This window comes from Hafnia paralvei (assembly GCF_020150375.1).
GTDB lineage: Bacteria > Pseudomonadota > Gammaproteobacteria > Enterobacterales > Enterobacteriaceae > Hafnia > Hafnia paralvei.
This window is the reverse complement of record NZ_CP083737.1, coordinates 42,623-58,646: the sequence shown is the minus strand read 5'-3', so window position 1 is coordinate 58,646 and position 16,024 is coordinate 42,623. Positions and strand designations below refer to the sequence as shown.

Below are 16,024 nucleotides of genomic sequence, written 5' to 3'. Positions count from 1 at the left end.
TTATACCACTAGTTACCGTAGTAGCCGAATCCATTATTTCAGATGTGATTTAAATTACCTCATAAAATCATAAAGATAGGTGCAATTTAAATCGTAAAAAAAAACAGACTCCTCTGAAATTTTATCGATTGCGTTGAAACTCTCAATTAATAATATAACGTTCTAAAAAACCACATTATTAACAATGAGTTGAAGTGGATTTATCAGTTTTTCAGGTAGTTGCAGTCCAAAAATGATGGCTTTGCCCTACTTAAATACTTAGAATCCCAACCAAGTTTCCCTACCATGCAAACCTCTTATGCTTCAAACGCTTTACACCATACTGCTTTACCTAATCCAGCCACTCATTTGGATCAGATTATGGATGCGTGGTCGTAAGGCTCCAGCCTATAGAAAACGTTGGGCGGAGCGCTATGGCTTCTGCTCAAACAAAATGCTCTCAGGCGGGATCATGTTGCATTCGGTCTCGGTCGGAGAAACACTCGCCGCGATCCCTTTAGTTCGAGCATTGCGTCATCGTTACCCAACTCTGCCGATCACGGTCACAACCATGACCCCTACAGGCTCAGAGCGTGTACAGTCGGCGTTTGGTAAAGATGTGCAGCATGTTTACCTGCCCTACGACCTACCCGGCTCCATCAATCGTTTTCTGGATCGCGTCAATCCTAAACTCGTTTTGATTATGGAAACCGAGCTATGGCCGAACCTTATTACAGCACTCAACAAGCGCCAAATCCCGCTGGTTATTGCTAATGCACGTTTATCAGCACGTTCAGCCAAAGGCTATGCCAAACTGGGCGGTTTTATACGCGACATCCTGCGCCGTATTACCTTAATCGCCGCTCAGAATCAGGAAGACGGTGAGCGTTTTATCTCTTTAGGTTTGAAACCCTCGCAGTTAGCGGTTACGGGAAGCTTAAAGTTTGATATCTCAGTGACCCCACAACTGGCCGCCAAAGCAGTCACACTACGCCGCCAGTGGGCACCGCATCGCCAGGTATGGATCGCAACTAGCACGCATGAAGGCGAGGAAGATATTTTAATTGAGGCTCATAAACAGCTTTTAAAGCATTTCCCAGAGCTATTACTCATTCTGGTTCCTCGCCATCCTGAACGTTTTAACGATGCGATAGAACTCACCCAACAGGCCGGCCTATCCTATATAACGCGCTCATCAGGTGAAATTCCGTCGACAAAAACACAGGTCGTGATCGGGGATACTATGGGCGAATTGATGTTACTTTACGGGATCGCCGATCTCGCTTTTGTTGGCGGAAGCCTTGTGGAACGCGGTGGTCATAATCCTCTGGAACCTGCTGCGCATGCTATTCCCGTGCTAATGGGGCCGCACACCATCAACTTTAAAGATATATGTGCAAGACTAGAACAAGCCGATGGTTTAATTACCGTGACAGATGCCGCGTCTTTAGTAAAAGAAGTAACTACGCTGCTCACCGATGAAGATTATCGTAATTACTATGGTCGCCACGCCGTTGAGGTGCTTTATCAAAACCAAGGCGCATTGCAGAAGCTGTTACACTTGCTTGAACCCTATCTTCCCGTAAAGACACACTGAGAAGCAAAACCATGGAAAAGCGCGCCATCTACCCCGGCACTTTCGATCCCATGACCAATGGCCACCTGGATTTAGTCACTCGTGCAGCCAGCATGTTTGATCATGTTATCTTAGCGATCGCAGCCAGCCCGAGCAAAAAGCCTATGTTTACTCTGGAAGAGCGAGTGGCCTTAGCAACACAAGTAACGGCTCATCTTCCTAACGTTGAAGTCTTAGGTTTTAGTGAGCTGATGGCACATTTCGCTCAGCACCAGAATGCCCATATTCTGGTACGTGGTTTAAGAGCAGTATCTGATTTCGAATATGAGATGCAGCTCGCAAACATGAACCGCCACTTGATGCCTACGCTTGAAAGCGTCTTTTTGATGCCATCAAAAGAATGGTCATTTATCTCATCATCGCTTGTCAAAGAAGTCGCTCGTCATGGCGGAGATATCGCGCCATTTGTGCCCGAGCAGATTGCTCAGGCATTAGGTGAAAAACTCGCATAACGGTTATTTCTGGCAGCGAGGGCAAAAGAACGTCGTACGCTGCCCATGTTTTCCACTCAATATTTTCTCGCCACATACCCTGCAGGCTTCTCCAGCGCGGCCATAAACTTGTAGTTCCTGCGCAAAATACCCAGGTTTTCCATCTGACTGCAAAAAGTCTTTTAGCGTTGTACCACCCTGCTCAATAGAACGCAGCAACACCGCCTTGATCGTCGCGACTAATACTTCGGCATCTGCTTGAGTCAAATCACCGGCGGGTCTATCGGGGCTGATACGCGCAGTAAATAATGATTCACTGGCGTAGATGTTCCCTACGCCGACAACCACTTTATTATCCATTAGCCACGCCTTCACGGCGGTTTTCTTACTACGCGACTTACGGAACAGGTAATCACCGTTAAACTCATCGCTGAGCGGCTCAGGGCCGAGATGGGCAAGGACATTGGATGAATCTAAATCCTTGCACCAAAGCCATGCGCCAAAACGGCGTGGGTCGGTATAGCGCAGCATCATACCGCTCGATAGAATCATATCGACGTGGTCATGCTTTTGGGGAGGCTCATCTGCGGGCAGGATACGTACGCTACCAGACATACCGAGATGAACAATAATCCATCCATCGGCTAGTTCAATCAGCAAATACTTAGCACGACGCTGCACGCTAAGCACAGGCTTATCACTTAATCGAAGTAACTCATCAGAAACCGGCCAACGAAGCTTAGGTTGGCGCACCACAAGATGTTCAATTGAATTACCGACTAAATAGGGCTCAATCCCTCGACGGCTAGTTTCGACTTCTGGTAGTTCTGGCATTTCATTCCCCAGCGTTAAAGACAGTTTGCCATCTTACAATGGCGACTATCACCATGTGGGGGTGTTTTAGAATAAAAAAAACCCAGCCGAAGCTGGGTTTTCTTAAATCCACTAAAATTATTTAATTTTAGCTTCTTTGTAGATCACATGCTGACGTACAACCGGATCAAACTTTTTCAGTTCAAGTTTTTCTGGTTTGGTACGTTTGTTCTTGGTAGTGGTGTAGAAGTGACCAGTACCAGCAGACGAAACCAGCTTGATCTTCTCGCGAATACCTTTAGCCATGATTCAGTTCCTTAATACTTCTCACCGCGGGCGCGAATTTCGGCCAAGACCGTTTCGATACCCTTTTTATCAATAACACGCATACCTTTAGCAGATACACGCAGAGTTACAAAGCGCTTCTCGCCTTCAACCCAAAAGCGGTGTGAATGCAGGTTAGGCAGAAAACGGCGTTTGGTTGCGTTCATCGCGTGGGAACGGTTATTACCGGCCACCGGACGCTTGCCAGTAACTTGGCAGACTCGGGACATGTCTATTCTCCAAAAATCAAATCAGCTCGAGCTTCGTATAGGAAGTAGCCGCCTCGTCAGGCTTTAGAGCCCATCTCAGCAAACTTCACCGAGGAGACTCTGAGTCAGGTCGAAACCTGCTGAGATAGGCTCTTAACGCTACAACCAAGATTCTCAAAGGTGGCGTAGTATACGCTCTGAAGCGTAAGTGCTCAAGACCCGAACAGCAAAGATCCCAAAAGGATCGTGAAAAAAATGACTAAAGCCACCCTCTTTCGGCAAAAGACACGCTTTGGCCATGACCGATCACCATATGATCAAGCACACGGATGTCCAATAACGCGCAAGCTTTCACCACCCTTTCCGTGAGCACACGATCGGCTGCACTAGGCTCTGCTATTCCGGACGGATGATTATGTGCGAGGATTAACGCTACGGCATTAACTTTTAGCGCGCCACGCACAATTTCACGTGGATATACATCCACACAGTTTATAGTACCCGAAAACATCTCCTCAGAGCGAATTACGCGATGCTGGTTGTCCAAAAATAATACAAAGAAGGCCTCGCGTTCGTATCCAGAGAACACATTTTGCAAATATAGCGCCGTTAACTCTGGCCGAGTGATTACACTTTGTTCAGTTAGCTGTCGATGTAAAAAGCGTTTCGACAACTCCATCACGGCCTGAAGCTGGGCATATCTCGATATTCCCAAACCGGGTTTTGTACAAAAAATGTCATAATCGGCCTGCATCAACGCATAAATTGAACCAAACTCTCGTATAAGTTGTGATGAAAGCGCCATCACATTGGTTCCTTTAATGCCTGTACGTAAAAATATCGCCAGCAACTCCTGATCCGATAGTGATTCTTTCCCTAACGATAATAATTTCTCTCTCGGTGCCAACGCTGAGGGCCAATAAGGCATTTCTACGACTTCATCCATCAACAAAAAATTCCTGTAACTCGCCTTGCCTCATCTTCGCAAATTCAAAAATAGCGTCGAGTACACGTTCTCATTGCTGCGAAACAGTGCGCAAAAAACGATCGCAACGACTGCAACACATGTCATCTTCTCCGCTTATGGTAAAATCACGTCAATTTCTGCCTCGACTGGGACAACAACCATGACTGCACTGACAGGCAAACGTATCGTATTAGGTATCAGCGGGGGCATCGCTGCGTATAAATGCCCAGAAATCGTGCGTCGACTTCGTGAGCGAGGTGCAGAAGTGCGCGTCGTGATGACCAAAGGCGCGGAGGCCTTCATCACGCCGCTGACCCTACAAGCGGTTTCAGGTTATCCCGTTTCGGATGATTTACTGGATCCTGCGGCAGAGGCGTCTATGGGGCATATCGAGCTTGGCAAGTGGGCCGACCTCGTCGTTCTTGCCCCCGCAACGGCTGATCTCATCGCTCGTATTGCCGCAGGCATGGCTAACGACCTTCTAAGCACCGTCTGCTTAGCCACTGCGGCCCCTATTGCGGTGGCTCCCGCGATGAACCAGCAGATGTATCGTGCAGCTGCCACCCAAGAGAACCTAAACACGTTAGAGCGACGAGGGCTTCTTTTATGGGGGCCAGACAGCGGTAGCCAAGCCTGTGGCGATGTTGGCCCGGGTCGGATGCTCGACCCTATGGTTCTTGTTGGGATGATTCAGGAACATTTTGCACAACAACAAGATCTTACCCAATACAGCTTCCTGATTAGCGCTGGGCCAACGCGGGAAGCCTTAGATCCCGTTCGCTTCATCACCAACCATAGTTCAGGAAAAATGGGGTTCTCCATTGCAGCAGCGGCGGCAAAACGTGGAGCAAAAGTGACCCTAGTCAGCGGTCCTGTTAATCAGAAAACACCTGCCGGCGTTGCTCGGATCGACGTAGAAAGTGCGTTAGAGATGAAAAATGCCGTGCTAACACAGGTTCCTGCACATCAGATTTTCATTTCCTGCGCTGCGGTGGCAGACTATCGCGCCGAACAAATTTGCGACGAGAAAATAAAAAAACAGGGCGACGAAATCACACTTAAGCTGGTGAAAAATCCAGATATTGTCGCTAGTGTTGCAGCACTAAAAGAGCATCGCCCCTATGTAGTAGGATTTGCTGCCGAAACCCAGAATGTGGAAGAATACGCGAAGCAAAAGCTTGCACGTAAGAATCTGGATATGATTTGTGCAAACGATGTTTCCCAAGCAGGGCAAGGGTTTAACACCGATACCAATGCCTTACACCTATTTTGGCCACAGGGCGATAAGCCGTTGCCACTCAGCAATAAGTCCTTGTTGGGCCACTATTTAATTGACGAGATTGTCAGCCATTATGAAGAAAAAAATAGACGTTAAAATTTTAGATCCGCGCATCGGTGAACAATTCCCACTCCCGACGTATGCAACGCCGGGTTCGGCGGGTCTAGATCTACGCGCTTGTTTGGATGAAGCCGTCATTTTGGCTCCAGGCGAAACGACTCTGCTGCCAACGGGCCTAGCCATTCACATCGAAGACCCGAGCTTGGCCGCTATCATCCTGCCTCGCTCTGGTCTGGGCCATAAGCACGGGATTGTATTGGGTAATCTGGTCGGCTTGATAGATTCTGATTATCAAGGTCAGTTGATGGTTTCTGTTTGGAACCGTGGCCAAACTACCTTTACTATTGAGCCGGGTGAGCGTGTTGCCCAAATGGTTCTAGTGCCGGTTGTACAGGCAGACTTCAATCTGGTGGAATCTTTCGAAGATAGTGAGCGCGGTGCCGGTGGTTTTGGCCATTCAGGTCGCCAATAAGCCGCTCACAACGCTATAAAAAAACCAAAAAGCCACCGTCTCATGGTGGCTAACTGTTTGGTGTGTCCGTTATCACCGCTTAGCAAGGATCTTGTCTGGCATGGCAGAAAAAGAAAATACGAAAAGGAACCGTCGCGAGGAAATTTTGCAGGCTCTGGCGCAAATGTTGGAGTCCAGCGATGGTAGCCAACGCATTACCACAGCAAAGCTTGCCGCGAACGTGGGTGTTTCAGAAGCTGCACTTTATCGCCATTTTCCAAGTAAAACGCGGATGTTCGATAGTCTTATCGAGTTTATCGAAGATAGCTTAATCACCCGCATTAATCTTATCCTGCAGGATGAAAAGGAAACCTTTAATAGGCTTCGTCTTATTCTGCTTTTGATTCTAGGATTTGCGGAGAGAAATCCAGGGCTAACACGTATCATGACCGGCCACGCGCTGATGTTTGAACAAGATCGCCTTCAGGGGCGCATCAATCAGTTATTTGAACGCATTGAAGCGCAAATCCGACAAGTCTTGAAAGAGAGAAAGATACGCGAAGGTCAAGGCTTTGCTCACGATGAAACGCTGCTAGCAGGACAACTTCTGGCGTTCTGCGAAGGTATGCTGTCGCGTTTTGTACGCTCAGAATTCCGCTATCGTCCAACTCAGGAGTTTGATCTACGTTGGCCATTGCTTGCGAGCCAGCTTCAGTAACAAAGGCACATTAAACAAACGGCCACACTAAGTGGCCGTTTTTATTTGGTACATCATTTGCCTGTTAAACGCCGTATTCTTCGCGATAGGCCTTCACCGATGCCAACGATTTAGCCATATCAGGCTGCTCTTCCAAATAGCTGATTAAATCTTTCAGCGTGATAATAGAAATCACCTTACAGCCATAGTCACGCTCAACTTCTTGAATGGCCGAAATTTCCGCACGGCCGCGCTCTTGACGATCAAGAGAAATCAATACGCCTGCCAGTTGAGCATTATGGGCCTGAATAATCTCCATAGATTCGCGAATCGCCGTACCCGCCGTAATAACATCATCGACTAGCATCACTTTGCCAACTAGCGGACTACCGACAAGTGTCCCGCCCTCACCGTGAGATTTCGCTTCTTTACGGTTAAAGCAGTAGGGCAAATCACGATCGTGATGCTCTGCAAGCGCAACCGCCGTAGTTGTCGCAATAGGGATACCTTTGTAAGCAGGGCCAAACAGTAAATCGAATTCAATTCCGCTATCGACTAAGGCTTCCGCATAAAAACGCCCCAACAAGGCCAGATCGCGACCGGTATTAAACAGACCAGCGTTAAAAAAATATGGACTGGTACGGCCTGATTTCAGCGTAAACTCGCCAAACTTCAATACCTGTTTGCTTAACGCGAACTCAATAAACTGGCGCTGATAGGCTTTCATGCATGCATCTCCTACATTGTCGGTAATTAAATGATTCACTTAGTGGTACTGGTTTTTTTCATGCCGAACTGCGGGCATAAAAAAGGCGACTAACAAGTCGCCTAAAACAATTAATTTTCTAGCGCCGCTTTCTGCGCCTGAATAATTTTATCTATCCCACCTCTGGCTAAAGCCAGAAGCTGTAAAAGCTCTTCATGACTAAATGGTTCGCCTTCTGCGGTCCCCTGCACTTCAATCATGCGACCATCTTCCAGCATCACAACGTTCATGTCTGTTTCTGCTGCAGAGTCTTCAACATATTCCAGATCGCATACGGCTTGACCATCAACGATGCCTACGGATACCGCTGCCACCATACCTTTCATTGGGTTGGCTTTCAGTTTACCCGCAGCAACTAAAGCGTTCATCGCATCAGCCAACGCAACGCAAGCACCGGTAATGGATGCGGTACGAGTACCTCCATCAGCCTGAATCACGTCGCAGTCTAGCGTAATCGTGAATTCACCCAGTTTTTTCAAATCAACAGCGGCACGCAGAGAACGCGCAATCAGACGCTGGATCTCCATAGTACGTCCGCCCTGCTTGCCCTTAGCCGCCTCGCGAGCCATACGGCTATGGGTGGAACGTGGCAACATGCCATATTCTGCCGTGACCCAGCCCTGTCCCTGACCTTTTAGAAAGCGCGGAACTCCTTCCTCAACGGTGGCGTTACATAGCACTTTTGTTTCACCAAACTCGACCAGAACAGACCCTTCAGCATGTTTAGTGTAATGACGGGTCAGTTTTAATGGACGGATTTGTTCGGCAGTTCGGCCTTCTGGACGCATACGCTTGTCTCCGGCTAGCAATCAGATTTATTTCAATGTGGCTGCGCATTATACCCAAATTAATCCGAGTTGCAGCAAGCCTACCACCGAAAGGGGTCCGTTAATTCATCGTTGACCAATGTAGACGTTCGTGAGCTTATGCCTATCATGGCAGACGGTGCGGGGCTATAATCCTGACATCATTCATTTTTACAGGTACGCAAAATGATCCGTAGCATGACCGCTTACGCCCGCCGTGAAATTAAAGGCAACTGGGGCAGCGCAGCTTGGGAGCTTCGCTCCGTTAACCAGCGCTATCTTGAGACCTATATTCGCCTGCCGGAGCAGTTCCGCAGCCTTGAGCCGGTGGTGCGTGAAAGACTGCGTACGCGTTTAACTCGCGGGAAAATCGAATGTAACTTACGCTTTGAACTTGACCCAAGCGCACAGAGTTCCATGATCTTGAACGAAAAACTAGCAAAACAGCTGGTTGAAGCCGCAAACTGGGTCAAAATGCAAAGCGATGAAGGTGAGATTAATCCACTAGAAGTATTACGTTGGCCTGGTGTGATGTCTGCCGCAGAGCAAGATTTAGACGTTATCAGCACCGAACTGATGGCTGCTTTAGAACTGGCTATCGATGATTTTATCGACGCGCGCGAACGTGAAGGTAACGCACTAAAAGCAATGATCGAGCAACGCTTAGAAGGTGTTTCTGCCGAAGTTGCCAAAGTTCGCCAGCAGATGCCTGAAATTCTGCAATGGCAGCGTGAGCGTCTGGTCAGCAAGCTGGAAGAAGCTCAAGTTCAGTTGGAAAACAACCGTCTGGAACAAGAACTGGTTCTGATGGCACAACGCGTCGACGTTGCTGAAGAGCTTGATCGTCTGGAAGCACACGTCAAAGAAACCTATGTGATTCTGAAGAAGAAAGAAGCCGTCGGTCGTCGCCTCGACTTTATGATGCAGGAATTCAACCGCGAATCTAACACCTTAGCGTCTAAGTCTATCAACGCAGACGTAACCGCATCCGCTATCGAGCTCAAAGTGCTGATCGAACAGATGCGCGAACAAATCCAGAACATCGAATAATGAACTGCCGATGTTAAACACCCAAAGCCCAGCTTATCTGCTGGGCTTTGGGTTATGGACAAAAACGTCTATGGGCGAAATCCATCAGACCACAGACTGTTCTTCCTCACGATTACTGCGATAAATCAGCACCAGCGCCAGAGCTAAACAGATTAAGGCAGCCATTCGGCTCATAGAAAACCCGATTGCCTGATTACCAAACCATCCAAAGGTATCGATCATCATCCCCATGGAAAGTTGCCCGCAAATCACAGCCACCGTCGCGGTTGCTACTCCAACCTTAGGCACTGATGCAACCATCACCAGCATATAAAACATCCCGAAAAGGGCACCCGCCAATTGCCATTTCGGCACTGTTAGCAATGTTTGCGTATGGGCGGGCTCAAAAAAGAAAATCAACAACCCACTCAGTACGGCACCCACGATGAAAGTTAGCTGGCTGCTACGTATTACACCCACACTTTCCCCTAGGCGCCCATTGATTGCTGCCTGCATACTTAAAACCGCGCCAGCAATGACCACCAGCGCAAGCATCACAATATGGCTAAACATAAATTACGCCCCCTCTGCGATTAAAACTAAAGCAGCAACTATCAACGCTAACGCGAACAGGCGCTGTATGCCGACTCTTTTACGCGGGATGCCAAACCAACCAAAATGGTCAATCAACAAGCTTTTAGCTACCTGTCCAGAAAGAATCGCAATCATCGTCATCGCAATGCCAATGATCGGTGTGGCTAGCGTTAGCATAATGACGTAGACCGGCCCAAGCAGTCCGCCGATCAATTGCCAACGAGGTAATGTACTGAATGGTCGATGCTCGCTTGGTTTCCCAGTTAATAACGATAGGAGGAATAGCAGAGCGGCACCAACACCGAAGATGCTCAATGTTGCCCATAAATGCCCCACTTCCTCTCCCAACGGCCCGAGCAACCCCGCCTCAACGGAAAGCCCCATTCCAGCCATAATGACCAATGGAATATAGCCCGCACGTTTAATAGAGCCTGGTTCACATAGTCCCGACGCAGTCATCTCTCACCTCATATCACTAAACGTTCAGCGCAAAACGCTGTTTCTGATAGTGAGCATTATCAATAGTTACCTTCTTTCGAAAAACAGCATGAGTTGCTAAACAGTTTTGCGTATTACGCATAGCATGAAGTCGCTTGGCTCCATTCCTGCCAAGCTCTAGGGTGAGAAGACAAATAAAGTAAACCTGCCACCAGATCGGAAGACAATAATCAGGAGTTATCAATGAAAATCGCTTTTCTTGGATTAGGTTCAATGGGGCAACCCATGGCACAAAACCTGCTAAAAGCTGGATATGAAGTCAAAGTGTGGAACCGCAGCGCTGCTGCAGTAGAACCTCTTGTTGCGAACGGGGCATCATCGTGTAAAACCCCTGCAGATATCGCCGAATGCGAAATGGTGATATCTATGTTGGCCGATGACCACATTACCCATGATGTGATGGTGGCTCAGGGGGCACTGAGCGCCCTTGATAAAAATGCGGTGTACATCAATATGGCTACGGTATCTAACGATCTAACGCGCGAAATGACAGCCTACTGTGCTGAGCGAGGGCTTCACTATATTGCTGCCCCCGTGCTAGGACGCGTAGATGTTGCCGCTGCAGGCAATCTCAATATCTTGGCTGCCGGTGAACCAGAGCAGCTAGCGCGAGCGCAACCGCTGTTTGACGTATTAGGCCAAAAAACATGGCACTTTGGCGATAAACCCGAACAGGCAAGCACAGTGAAGCTTGCCGCAAACTTTATGTTAGCCACCGTCATTGAATCAGTGGGCGAATCCGCAGCGCTAGTTAAAGCTCATGGCATTGAGCCTAAAAACTTTATTGATATGCTCACCAGCACGCTATTTTCAGCCCCGGTATACAAAAACTATGGCGGAATGATCGCAGAAGAACGCTATACCCCCGCAGGCTTCAAACTCACTCTTGGTTTAAAAGATGTTCGCTTAGCGCAACAGGCTGCTGAGGAGAAAAACGTACCTATGCCTTTTGCTAGCGTATTGCGCGACAACTTTATTGATGCCATTGCACAAGGTGATGGAAACCTTGACTGGTCCGCGCTAGCTAATGTGTCCGCACGTCGCAGCGGTTTAAAATAACCATCCTCGACGCCCCTCTTCCAAGTGAAGAGGGGAAAGCACCACCGGTGAGCAACTAGAATAATTGAAGACCAAAACGCGCCATAGATAAAATCCTTTACGGAATAAGCAAGTATGCAAGCGTTCAACGAATTAAGTATCAAATCGCTGCGGCTTTTTGTCGCAGTCATCGACTACGGCAGTTTTTCTGCTGTTGCACGTAATGAAGGCATTGCACCATCTTCTATTTCGCGCCAAATGCAGCAGATGGAACAGGCACTTAACCAGCAATTGCTCTATCGTCATACCCGTGCAGTAACCGTAACAGAAAGTGGCCGGCTGCTGGCAACATACGCACGTCGCGTGCTTGAACAACTGGAAGAAGCTGAACAGGCATTACAAGAAAAGAAGCTTGAACCCGCGGGACTAGTTCGTATCAACGCGCCAGTGGTGTTTGGCCGATTACATATTGCGCCATATATTCCTGAACTCTGTCATAAACATCCAAAACTTTGCGTCGAACTTGTGCAAACGGATAATTTTATCGATCCCATGCAGGATGCGTCCGATCTCCTGTTTCGCATTGGGATTTTGTCGGACTCCAATCTGCAAGGCAGAGTTCTCGCTCAGCAAAACTATCGCATCGCGGCAAGCCCTGAATATCTTCGTCGCTTTGGTGTCCCCTCTTCGCCAGAAGAGCTAGAACACCACAACTGTCTGGTATTTAAAGGCTTCGCTGGCGCACAGAGATGGTTTTTCCAATGTAAAAACCAATGGGTTCCATACAACCTACACGGTTCTCTGACTGGAAATAATGCCGATTCGCTGTTAGATGCCGCCATCCAAGGGCTCGGGATTGTCGTGTTCCCAACATGGCTGCTAGGTGACGCCTTGAAGGATGGCCGCCTTGTCAGCCTGATGGAGAAATATCCCGTATCTACCCGACTAGAGCCACAACAGCTAGCGGCGCTTTATCCCCAAAGCCGACGTCTGCCCCTCAAAGTACGCGTTGTCATTGATTTCTTTGTGCAGAAGTTTGGCACACCTGCATATTGGGATAACATTTAGCTTTCAGGTTATAAATTCTAATCAATCATTAAATATGAAAATGAAATAATACTTACTTATTCAGCAATAAATACATTTTTTAGAATACTTAAATTAATCCGAAACCACATCCTTTAGAAAAACTCAGTCGAGATAGTTACATAAAGTCACTAACCTTCCTCCACTGCTATCTCTTTTCAGTTCTCAAAGGTTGTTGTGCCATGTTACTGAGTATTCTGTATATCGTTGGAATCACCGCCGAAGCCATGACTGGGGCATTAGCCGCAGGCCGCCGCCAAATGGATATGTTTGGCGTCATTATCATTGCCTCGGCAACCGCCATTGGCGGCGGTTCAGTACGTGACATGCTATTAGGCCACTACCCGTTAAGCTGGGTTAAACACCCTGAAAATATTGTCATTGTTGCCGTAGCCGCCATCGTCACAACATGGGCTGCACCATTAATGACCCACCTACGTAAGCTCTTTTTAGTCTTGGATGCCGTCGGCTTGGTCGTATTTTCTATTATTGGTGCACAGGTTGCCTTAGAAATGGGTCATGGGCCAATCATTGCCTCTATCGCCGCCGTTGTAACGGGCGTTTTTGGTGGTGTGCTACGTGATTTGTTCTGCAATCGCATCCCATTAGTGTTCCAAAAAGAGCTTTATGCCGGGATCTCGTTTGCTGCTGCGTGGCTATATATGGGACTCCTGTATATTGCTATCCCACAAGACCTGACGGTAATGATTACCTTATTTGCTGGTTTTACCGCTCGTCTACTGGCACTGCGCTTCCGTTTGGGACTACCGGTATTTGACTATCAGCAGCCAGATCACTAACGGAAAATGGGTTAAAGGCAGCGACCCCTTGCAGCCTTAACCTCTCCATTAATCCTAACCATTCTTTGTCCTGCCATATCTGGCGATATTGTTTGTTTTGCGTCACTGATAGTTTGCAACCGGTATATTCCCATCCGCAGTCAGCAAGTGTTGAGGGCATTCCCAATGCCCTCAACCATGCACCGCTAGGCACAAGTTTTATCCTTTCAATGGCTGCACTAAGCCTTTGCGCTCGATTTATCCCCATTCCCCGACTCACCAAACGGTGTTCCGTGAGAGCCAAGACATCATCTAAATCAGACAACTCCCCGCTCTGTGCCAACTCACGCCAAAAAGCCTCACCGACACCGGTAATGCCCAAACTTTGAGCCATCCAAACGACACGAGCAATAAACTGCTGTTCACAGCCTGGCGCATAGTGCCAACAGCTCAGAGAATGGTATTTCCCCCGATCTGGTGCATTCACAATGACCCGCTCAGGGCTACGCCAGATAACTTTTTCTAAATGGGGTGTACCCTGTCCAGCAAGCACCACCGAAACCTGATCGTGGGGTTGTACATCCCACTGCTGCCATCGCATAACCGAACCCAAACTCACGCGACTGACCCGCTTATCATCCACGGTTACGGGCTCAAGCAATAAAACCGCGTTAATACGTCCGCTACGACCAATGCTGAATTGCACATCTTTTACCTCTGTCACGGAGGATTTTAAGGGATATTTCCAAGCCGCAGCCCATCCAGGAGGCGAAGGTCGCCATAACACTGATGCTGGCTGCTGCGCCATATGTAGCACTATGCCGTCTGTCACAAATGGCAAAGGTTGCTGATACCAATATTCACGCCATTTCTCAACATCAATAACATCGGTTACAGCATGAGTGTATTGTTCAGCTAACGGGAATCCCAAACGAGCAAGTTTATTCAGCCTTTGCGGCATTTCGGCGGGGCCATCAGGATAGCCCCAGATAAAAATCTCCAACTGATTCGCCGTTTCAGCCGATAAAAATTTTAATCTCATTGCTCCTGCAACTTTTGAACGCGCATTAATGCCGCCGTCCCTTTTTTGTTGATGATCGGTCACTTTCAGAAAGAGCTCTCCCTGAAGCACCGTATATGCCTCATCGTCAGGGATCCTTTTAGGAATGGCACTAATAGAGGCCGATGCTTTAGTCCAATCTTGCCCGATTAAACCGTCGCCACGACTAATCATGCTTTTTAGGCGGCCATGCTGGTAATGAAGCGTAACAGCAACACCATCAATTTTGGGCTGAATCCACACGCTCTCCTTGCCTTTAAGCCAATCTCTTACAGCCGCTTCATTCTCTAGTTTATTCAGTCCAGTATGCGCCACCGGATGACTTAACGTGTTGCGTGGGCTTGTCGGCTCAAGGGCAGAGTTCGAAGACGAGCTATTGGTTAAAAAACACTGCTTCCATGATTTTAATCGTTGTGCCATTTGATCATATATCTCATCTGGAACAGGTGAAGACCCCTGCAAAAAATAGGCCTCATCCCATTTAGCCATCTGCTGCTGTAGTGCGCTAATTTCATGGGTTGCACGTTCGGCAGCCCAATCAGGACACGGTGGTTGAGCCCAACTCCTACACAGACTTGAAATCAGCCACGCCACAAGCACCATCAATATATTCCATGCCATTTTTCACCTCCTGTTGCGCCAGTAATAGCGCAATGAAAACGGCATTCCATAGGGTGTGCAGATTTCTGCGAAATACATTCAGGAGAGTTTTAACGGTAGACAATGGTTCTTATATTCTTTACAAAGACGATCGCAATGATGGGACGAGGAGAATAAATTCGCACTTTAGACTGAAAGTGGGCGCTGCATCACGACGAGTAGCCGTGTATACTACGCGGAGTTGTATCTTTCTTTTGTTCTTTTAACACGAACGACATCAATAAGACCCACTATGGTTCAAGGCACGCTTTATATTGTTTCCGCACCGAGCGGAGCAGGAAAATCCAGCCTGATTCAGGCATTGCTGAAAACTCAGCCGCTGTACGATACGCAGGTTTCGATTTCGCACACCACTCGTGCCAAACGTCCCGGTGAAAATCACGCTGAGCATTACTACTTCGTCTCTCATGACGAATTCCGCCAGATGATTGAGGAAGATGCCTTCCTCGAATATGCGGAAGTGTTTGGCAACTATTACGGCACATCGCGTAAAGCGATTGAGCAAATTTTGTCGACCGGCGTGGATGTCTTTCTTGATATCGACTGGCAGGGCGCACAACAGATTCGTAAAAAAATGCCGCAGTCACGCAGCATTTTTATTCTGCCACCATCGAAAGATGAATTAGATCGCCGTTTGCGCGGTCGTGGTCAGGACAGCGATGAAGTCATTGCAAAGCGAATGGCGCAAGCCGTTGCCGAGATGACGCACTATGCCGAATATGATTACCTCATCGTGAATGATGATTTTGATTTAGCGTTATCCGATCTCAAAACCATTATCCGCGCTGAACGCCTGCGTTTAGGTCGCCAGAAAATGCGACATGACGCGTTAATAACCAAATTGTTGGCAGACTGAAGACTC

Annotated in this window: 19 protein-coding genes; 10 read left to right on the top strand and 9 right to left on the bottom strand. The window is 48.0% G+C overall.

Annotation, left to right across the window (positions count from 1 at the left end):
• Positions 1–298 precede the first annotated feature (298 nt).
• Both waaA and coaD read left to right on the top strand, forming a co-directional pair.
• A complete protein-coding gene (waaA, locus tag K9N75_RS00290; RefSeq protein WP_008815767.1) occupies positions 299–1,576 on the top strand; it encodes a lipid IV(A) 3-deoxy-D-manno-octulosonic acid transferase in 1,278 nt (425 codons plus the stop codon).
• Between the two features lie 11 nt (positions 1,577–1,587).
• The gene (gene coaD / locus K9N75_RS00285) at positions 1,588–2,067 is read left to right on the top strand and encodes a pantetheine-phosphate adenylyltransferase (RefSeq protein WP_008815766.1); all 480 of its coding nucleotides are present in this window, start codon (positions 1,588–1,590) and stop codon (positions 2,065–2,067) included.
• Positions 2,068–2,070: 3 nt separating this feature from the next.
• Here coaD and mutM read toward each other — a convergent pair whose 3' ends face one another.
• The 4 genes from mutM to radC form a co-directional block, all read right to left on the bottom strand.
• Positions 2,071–2,880: a bifunctional DNA-formamidopyrimidine glycosylase/DNA-(apurinic or apyrimidinic site) lyase gene (mutM, locus tag K9N75_RS00280; RefSeq protein ID WP_004094113.1), complete on the bottom strand. Its 810-nt coding sequence runs from the start codon at positions 2,878–2,880 to the stop codon at positions 2,071–2,073.
• A 117-nt stretch (positions 2,881–2,997) separates the two neighbouring features.
• Positions 2,998–3,165 (bottom strand): 50S ribosomal protein L33, encoded by a 168-nt coding sequence (rpmG, locus tag K9N75_RS00275; protein WP_001051798.1) that lies wholly within the window; start codon positions 3,163–3,165, stop codon positions 2,998–3,000.
• 11 nt (positions 3,166–3,176) lie between these two features.
• Positions 3,177–3,413 carry a 50S ribosomal protein L28 gene (rpmB, locus tag K9N75_RS00270; RefSeq protein ID WP_008815765.1) on the bottom strand — a complete coding sequence of 79 codons (237 nt, stop codon included), beginning with the start codon at positions 3,411–3,413 and terminating at the stop codon, positions 3,177–3,179.
• Between the two features lie 238 nt (positions 3,414–3,651).
• A complete protein-coding gene (radC, locus tag K9N75_RS00265) occupies positions 3,652–4,320 on the bottom strand; it encodes a RadC family protein (RefSeq protein ID WP_371272902.1) in 669 nt (222 codons plus the stop codon).
• A gap of 199 nt (positions 4,321–4,519) precedes the next feature.
• Here radC and coaBC point away from each other — a divergent pair, with 199 nt between their 5' ends.
• The 3 genes from coaBC to slmA all read left to right on the top strand — a co-directional run bounded on the left by coaBC (position 4,520) and on the right by slmA (position 6,867).
• Entirely contained in the window at positions 4,520–5,734 is a 1,215-nt protein-coding gene (coaBC, locus tag K9N75_RS00260; RefSeq protein WP_008815763.1) for a bifunctional phosphopantothenoylcysteine decarboxylase/phosphopantothenate--cysteine ligase CoaBC, read from the top strand.
• On the top strand, positions 5,712–6,170 hold the full coding sequence (dut, locus tag K9N75_RS00255; protein WP_004094096.1) for a dUTP diphosphatase: 459 nt from the start codon (positions 5,712–5,714) through the stop codon (positions 6,168–6,170). Before coaBC ends, dut begins: the two co-directional genes overlap by 23 nt.
• Before the next feature lie 100 nt (positions 6,171–6,270).
• Positions 6,271–6,867, top strand: coding sequence for a nucleoid occlusion factor SlmA (slmA, locus tag K9N75_RS00250; protein WP_004094094.1), 597 nt, complete (start codon positions 6,271–6,273; stop codon positions 6,865–6,867).
• A gap of 64 nt (positions 6,868–6,931) precedes the next feature.
• Here slmA and pyrE read toward each other — a convergent pair whose 3' ends face one another.
• Entirely contained in the window at positions 6,932–7,573 is a 642-nt protein-coding gene (gene pyrE, locus K9N75_RS00245; RefSeq protein WP_008815762.1) for an orotate phosphoribosyltransferase, read from the bottom strand.
• 110 nt (positions 7,574–7,683) lie between these two features.
• Entirely contained in the window at positions 7,684–8,400 is a 717-nt protein-coding gene (gene rph / locus K9N75_RS00240; RefSeq protein ID WP_224452109.1) for a ribonuclease PH, read from the bottom strand.
• 204 nt (positions 8,401–8,604) lie between these two features.
• Between rph and K9N75_RS00235 the strand changes: the two genes are divergently transcribed.
• Complete coding sequence (locus tag K9N75_RS00235) at positions 8,605–9,468, top strand: YicC/YloC family endoribonuclease (RefSeq protein ID WP_004094088.1); 864 nt, start codon at positions 8,605–8,607, stop codon at positions 9,466–9,468.
• Between the two features lie 84 nt (positions 9,469–9,552).
• Here K9N75_RS00235 and K9N75_RS00230 read toward each other — a convergent pair whose 3' ends face one another.
• Both K9N75_RS00230 and K9N75_RS00225 read right to left on the bottom strand, forming a co-directional pair.
• Positions 9,553–10,020 (bottom strand): DMT family transporter, encoded by a 468-nt coding sequence (locus K9N75_RS00230; protein ID WP_064575519.1) that lies wholly within the window; start codon positions 10,018–10,020, stop codon positions 9,553–9,555.
• A gap of 3 nt (positions 10,021–10,023) precedes the next feature.
• Complete coding sequence (locus K9N75_RS00225; RefSeq protein ID WP_224452108.1) at positions 10,024–10,500, bottom strand: DMT family transporter; 477 nt, start codon at positions 10,498–10,500, stop codon at positions 10,024–10,026.
• A 222-nt stretch (positions 10,501–10,722) separates the two neighbouring features.
• Here K9N75_RS00225 and K9N75_RS00220 point away from each other — a divergent pair, with 222 nt between their 5' ends.
• From K9N75_RS00220 to K9N75_RS00210, 3 genes are all read left to right on the top strand, one after another.
• A complete protein-coding gene (locus tag K9N75_RS00220) occupies positions 10,723–11,598 on the top strand; it encodes an NAD(P)-dependent oxidoreductase (protein ID WP_061059366.1) in 876 nt (291 codons plus the stop codon).
• 114 nt (positions 11,599–11,712) lie between these two features.
• Entirely contained in the window at positions 11,713–12,645 is a 933-nt protein-coding gene (locus K9N75_RS00215) for a LysR family transcriptional regulator (RefSeq protein WP_064575524.1), read from the top strand.
• A 200-nt stretch (positions 12,646–12,845) separates the two neighbouring features.
• Positions 12,846–13,463, top strand: coding sequence for a trimeric intracellular cation channel family protein (locus K9N75_RS00210; protein WP_004094081.1), 618 nt, complete (start codon positions 12,846–12,848; stop codon positions 13,461–13,463).
• Here the strand turns inward: K9N75_RS00210 and ligB are convergent.
• Positions 13,390–15,123, bottom strand: a complete 1,734-nt coding sequence (gene ligB, locus K9N75_RS00205; RefSeq protein ID WP_224452107.1) for an NAD-dependent DNA ligase LigB — start codon at positions 15,121–15,123, stop codon at positions 13,390–13,392. The genes K9N75_RS00210 and ligB overlap by 74 nt on opposite strands.
• A 271-nt stretch (positions 15,124–15,394) precedes the next feature.
• On the opposite strand from ligB, the gene gmk reads away from it, so the two are divergent.
• Complete coding sequence (gene gmk / locus K9N75_RS00200) at positions 15,395–16,018, top strand: guanylate kinase (RefSeq protein WP_004094079.1); 624 nt, start codon at positions 15,395–15,397, stop codon at positions 16,016–16,018.
• The last annotated feature ends 6 nt before the right edge of the window (positions 16,019–16,024 follow it).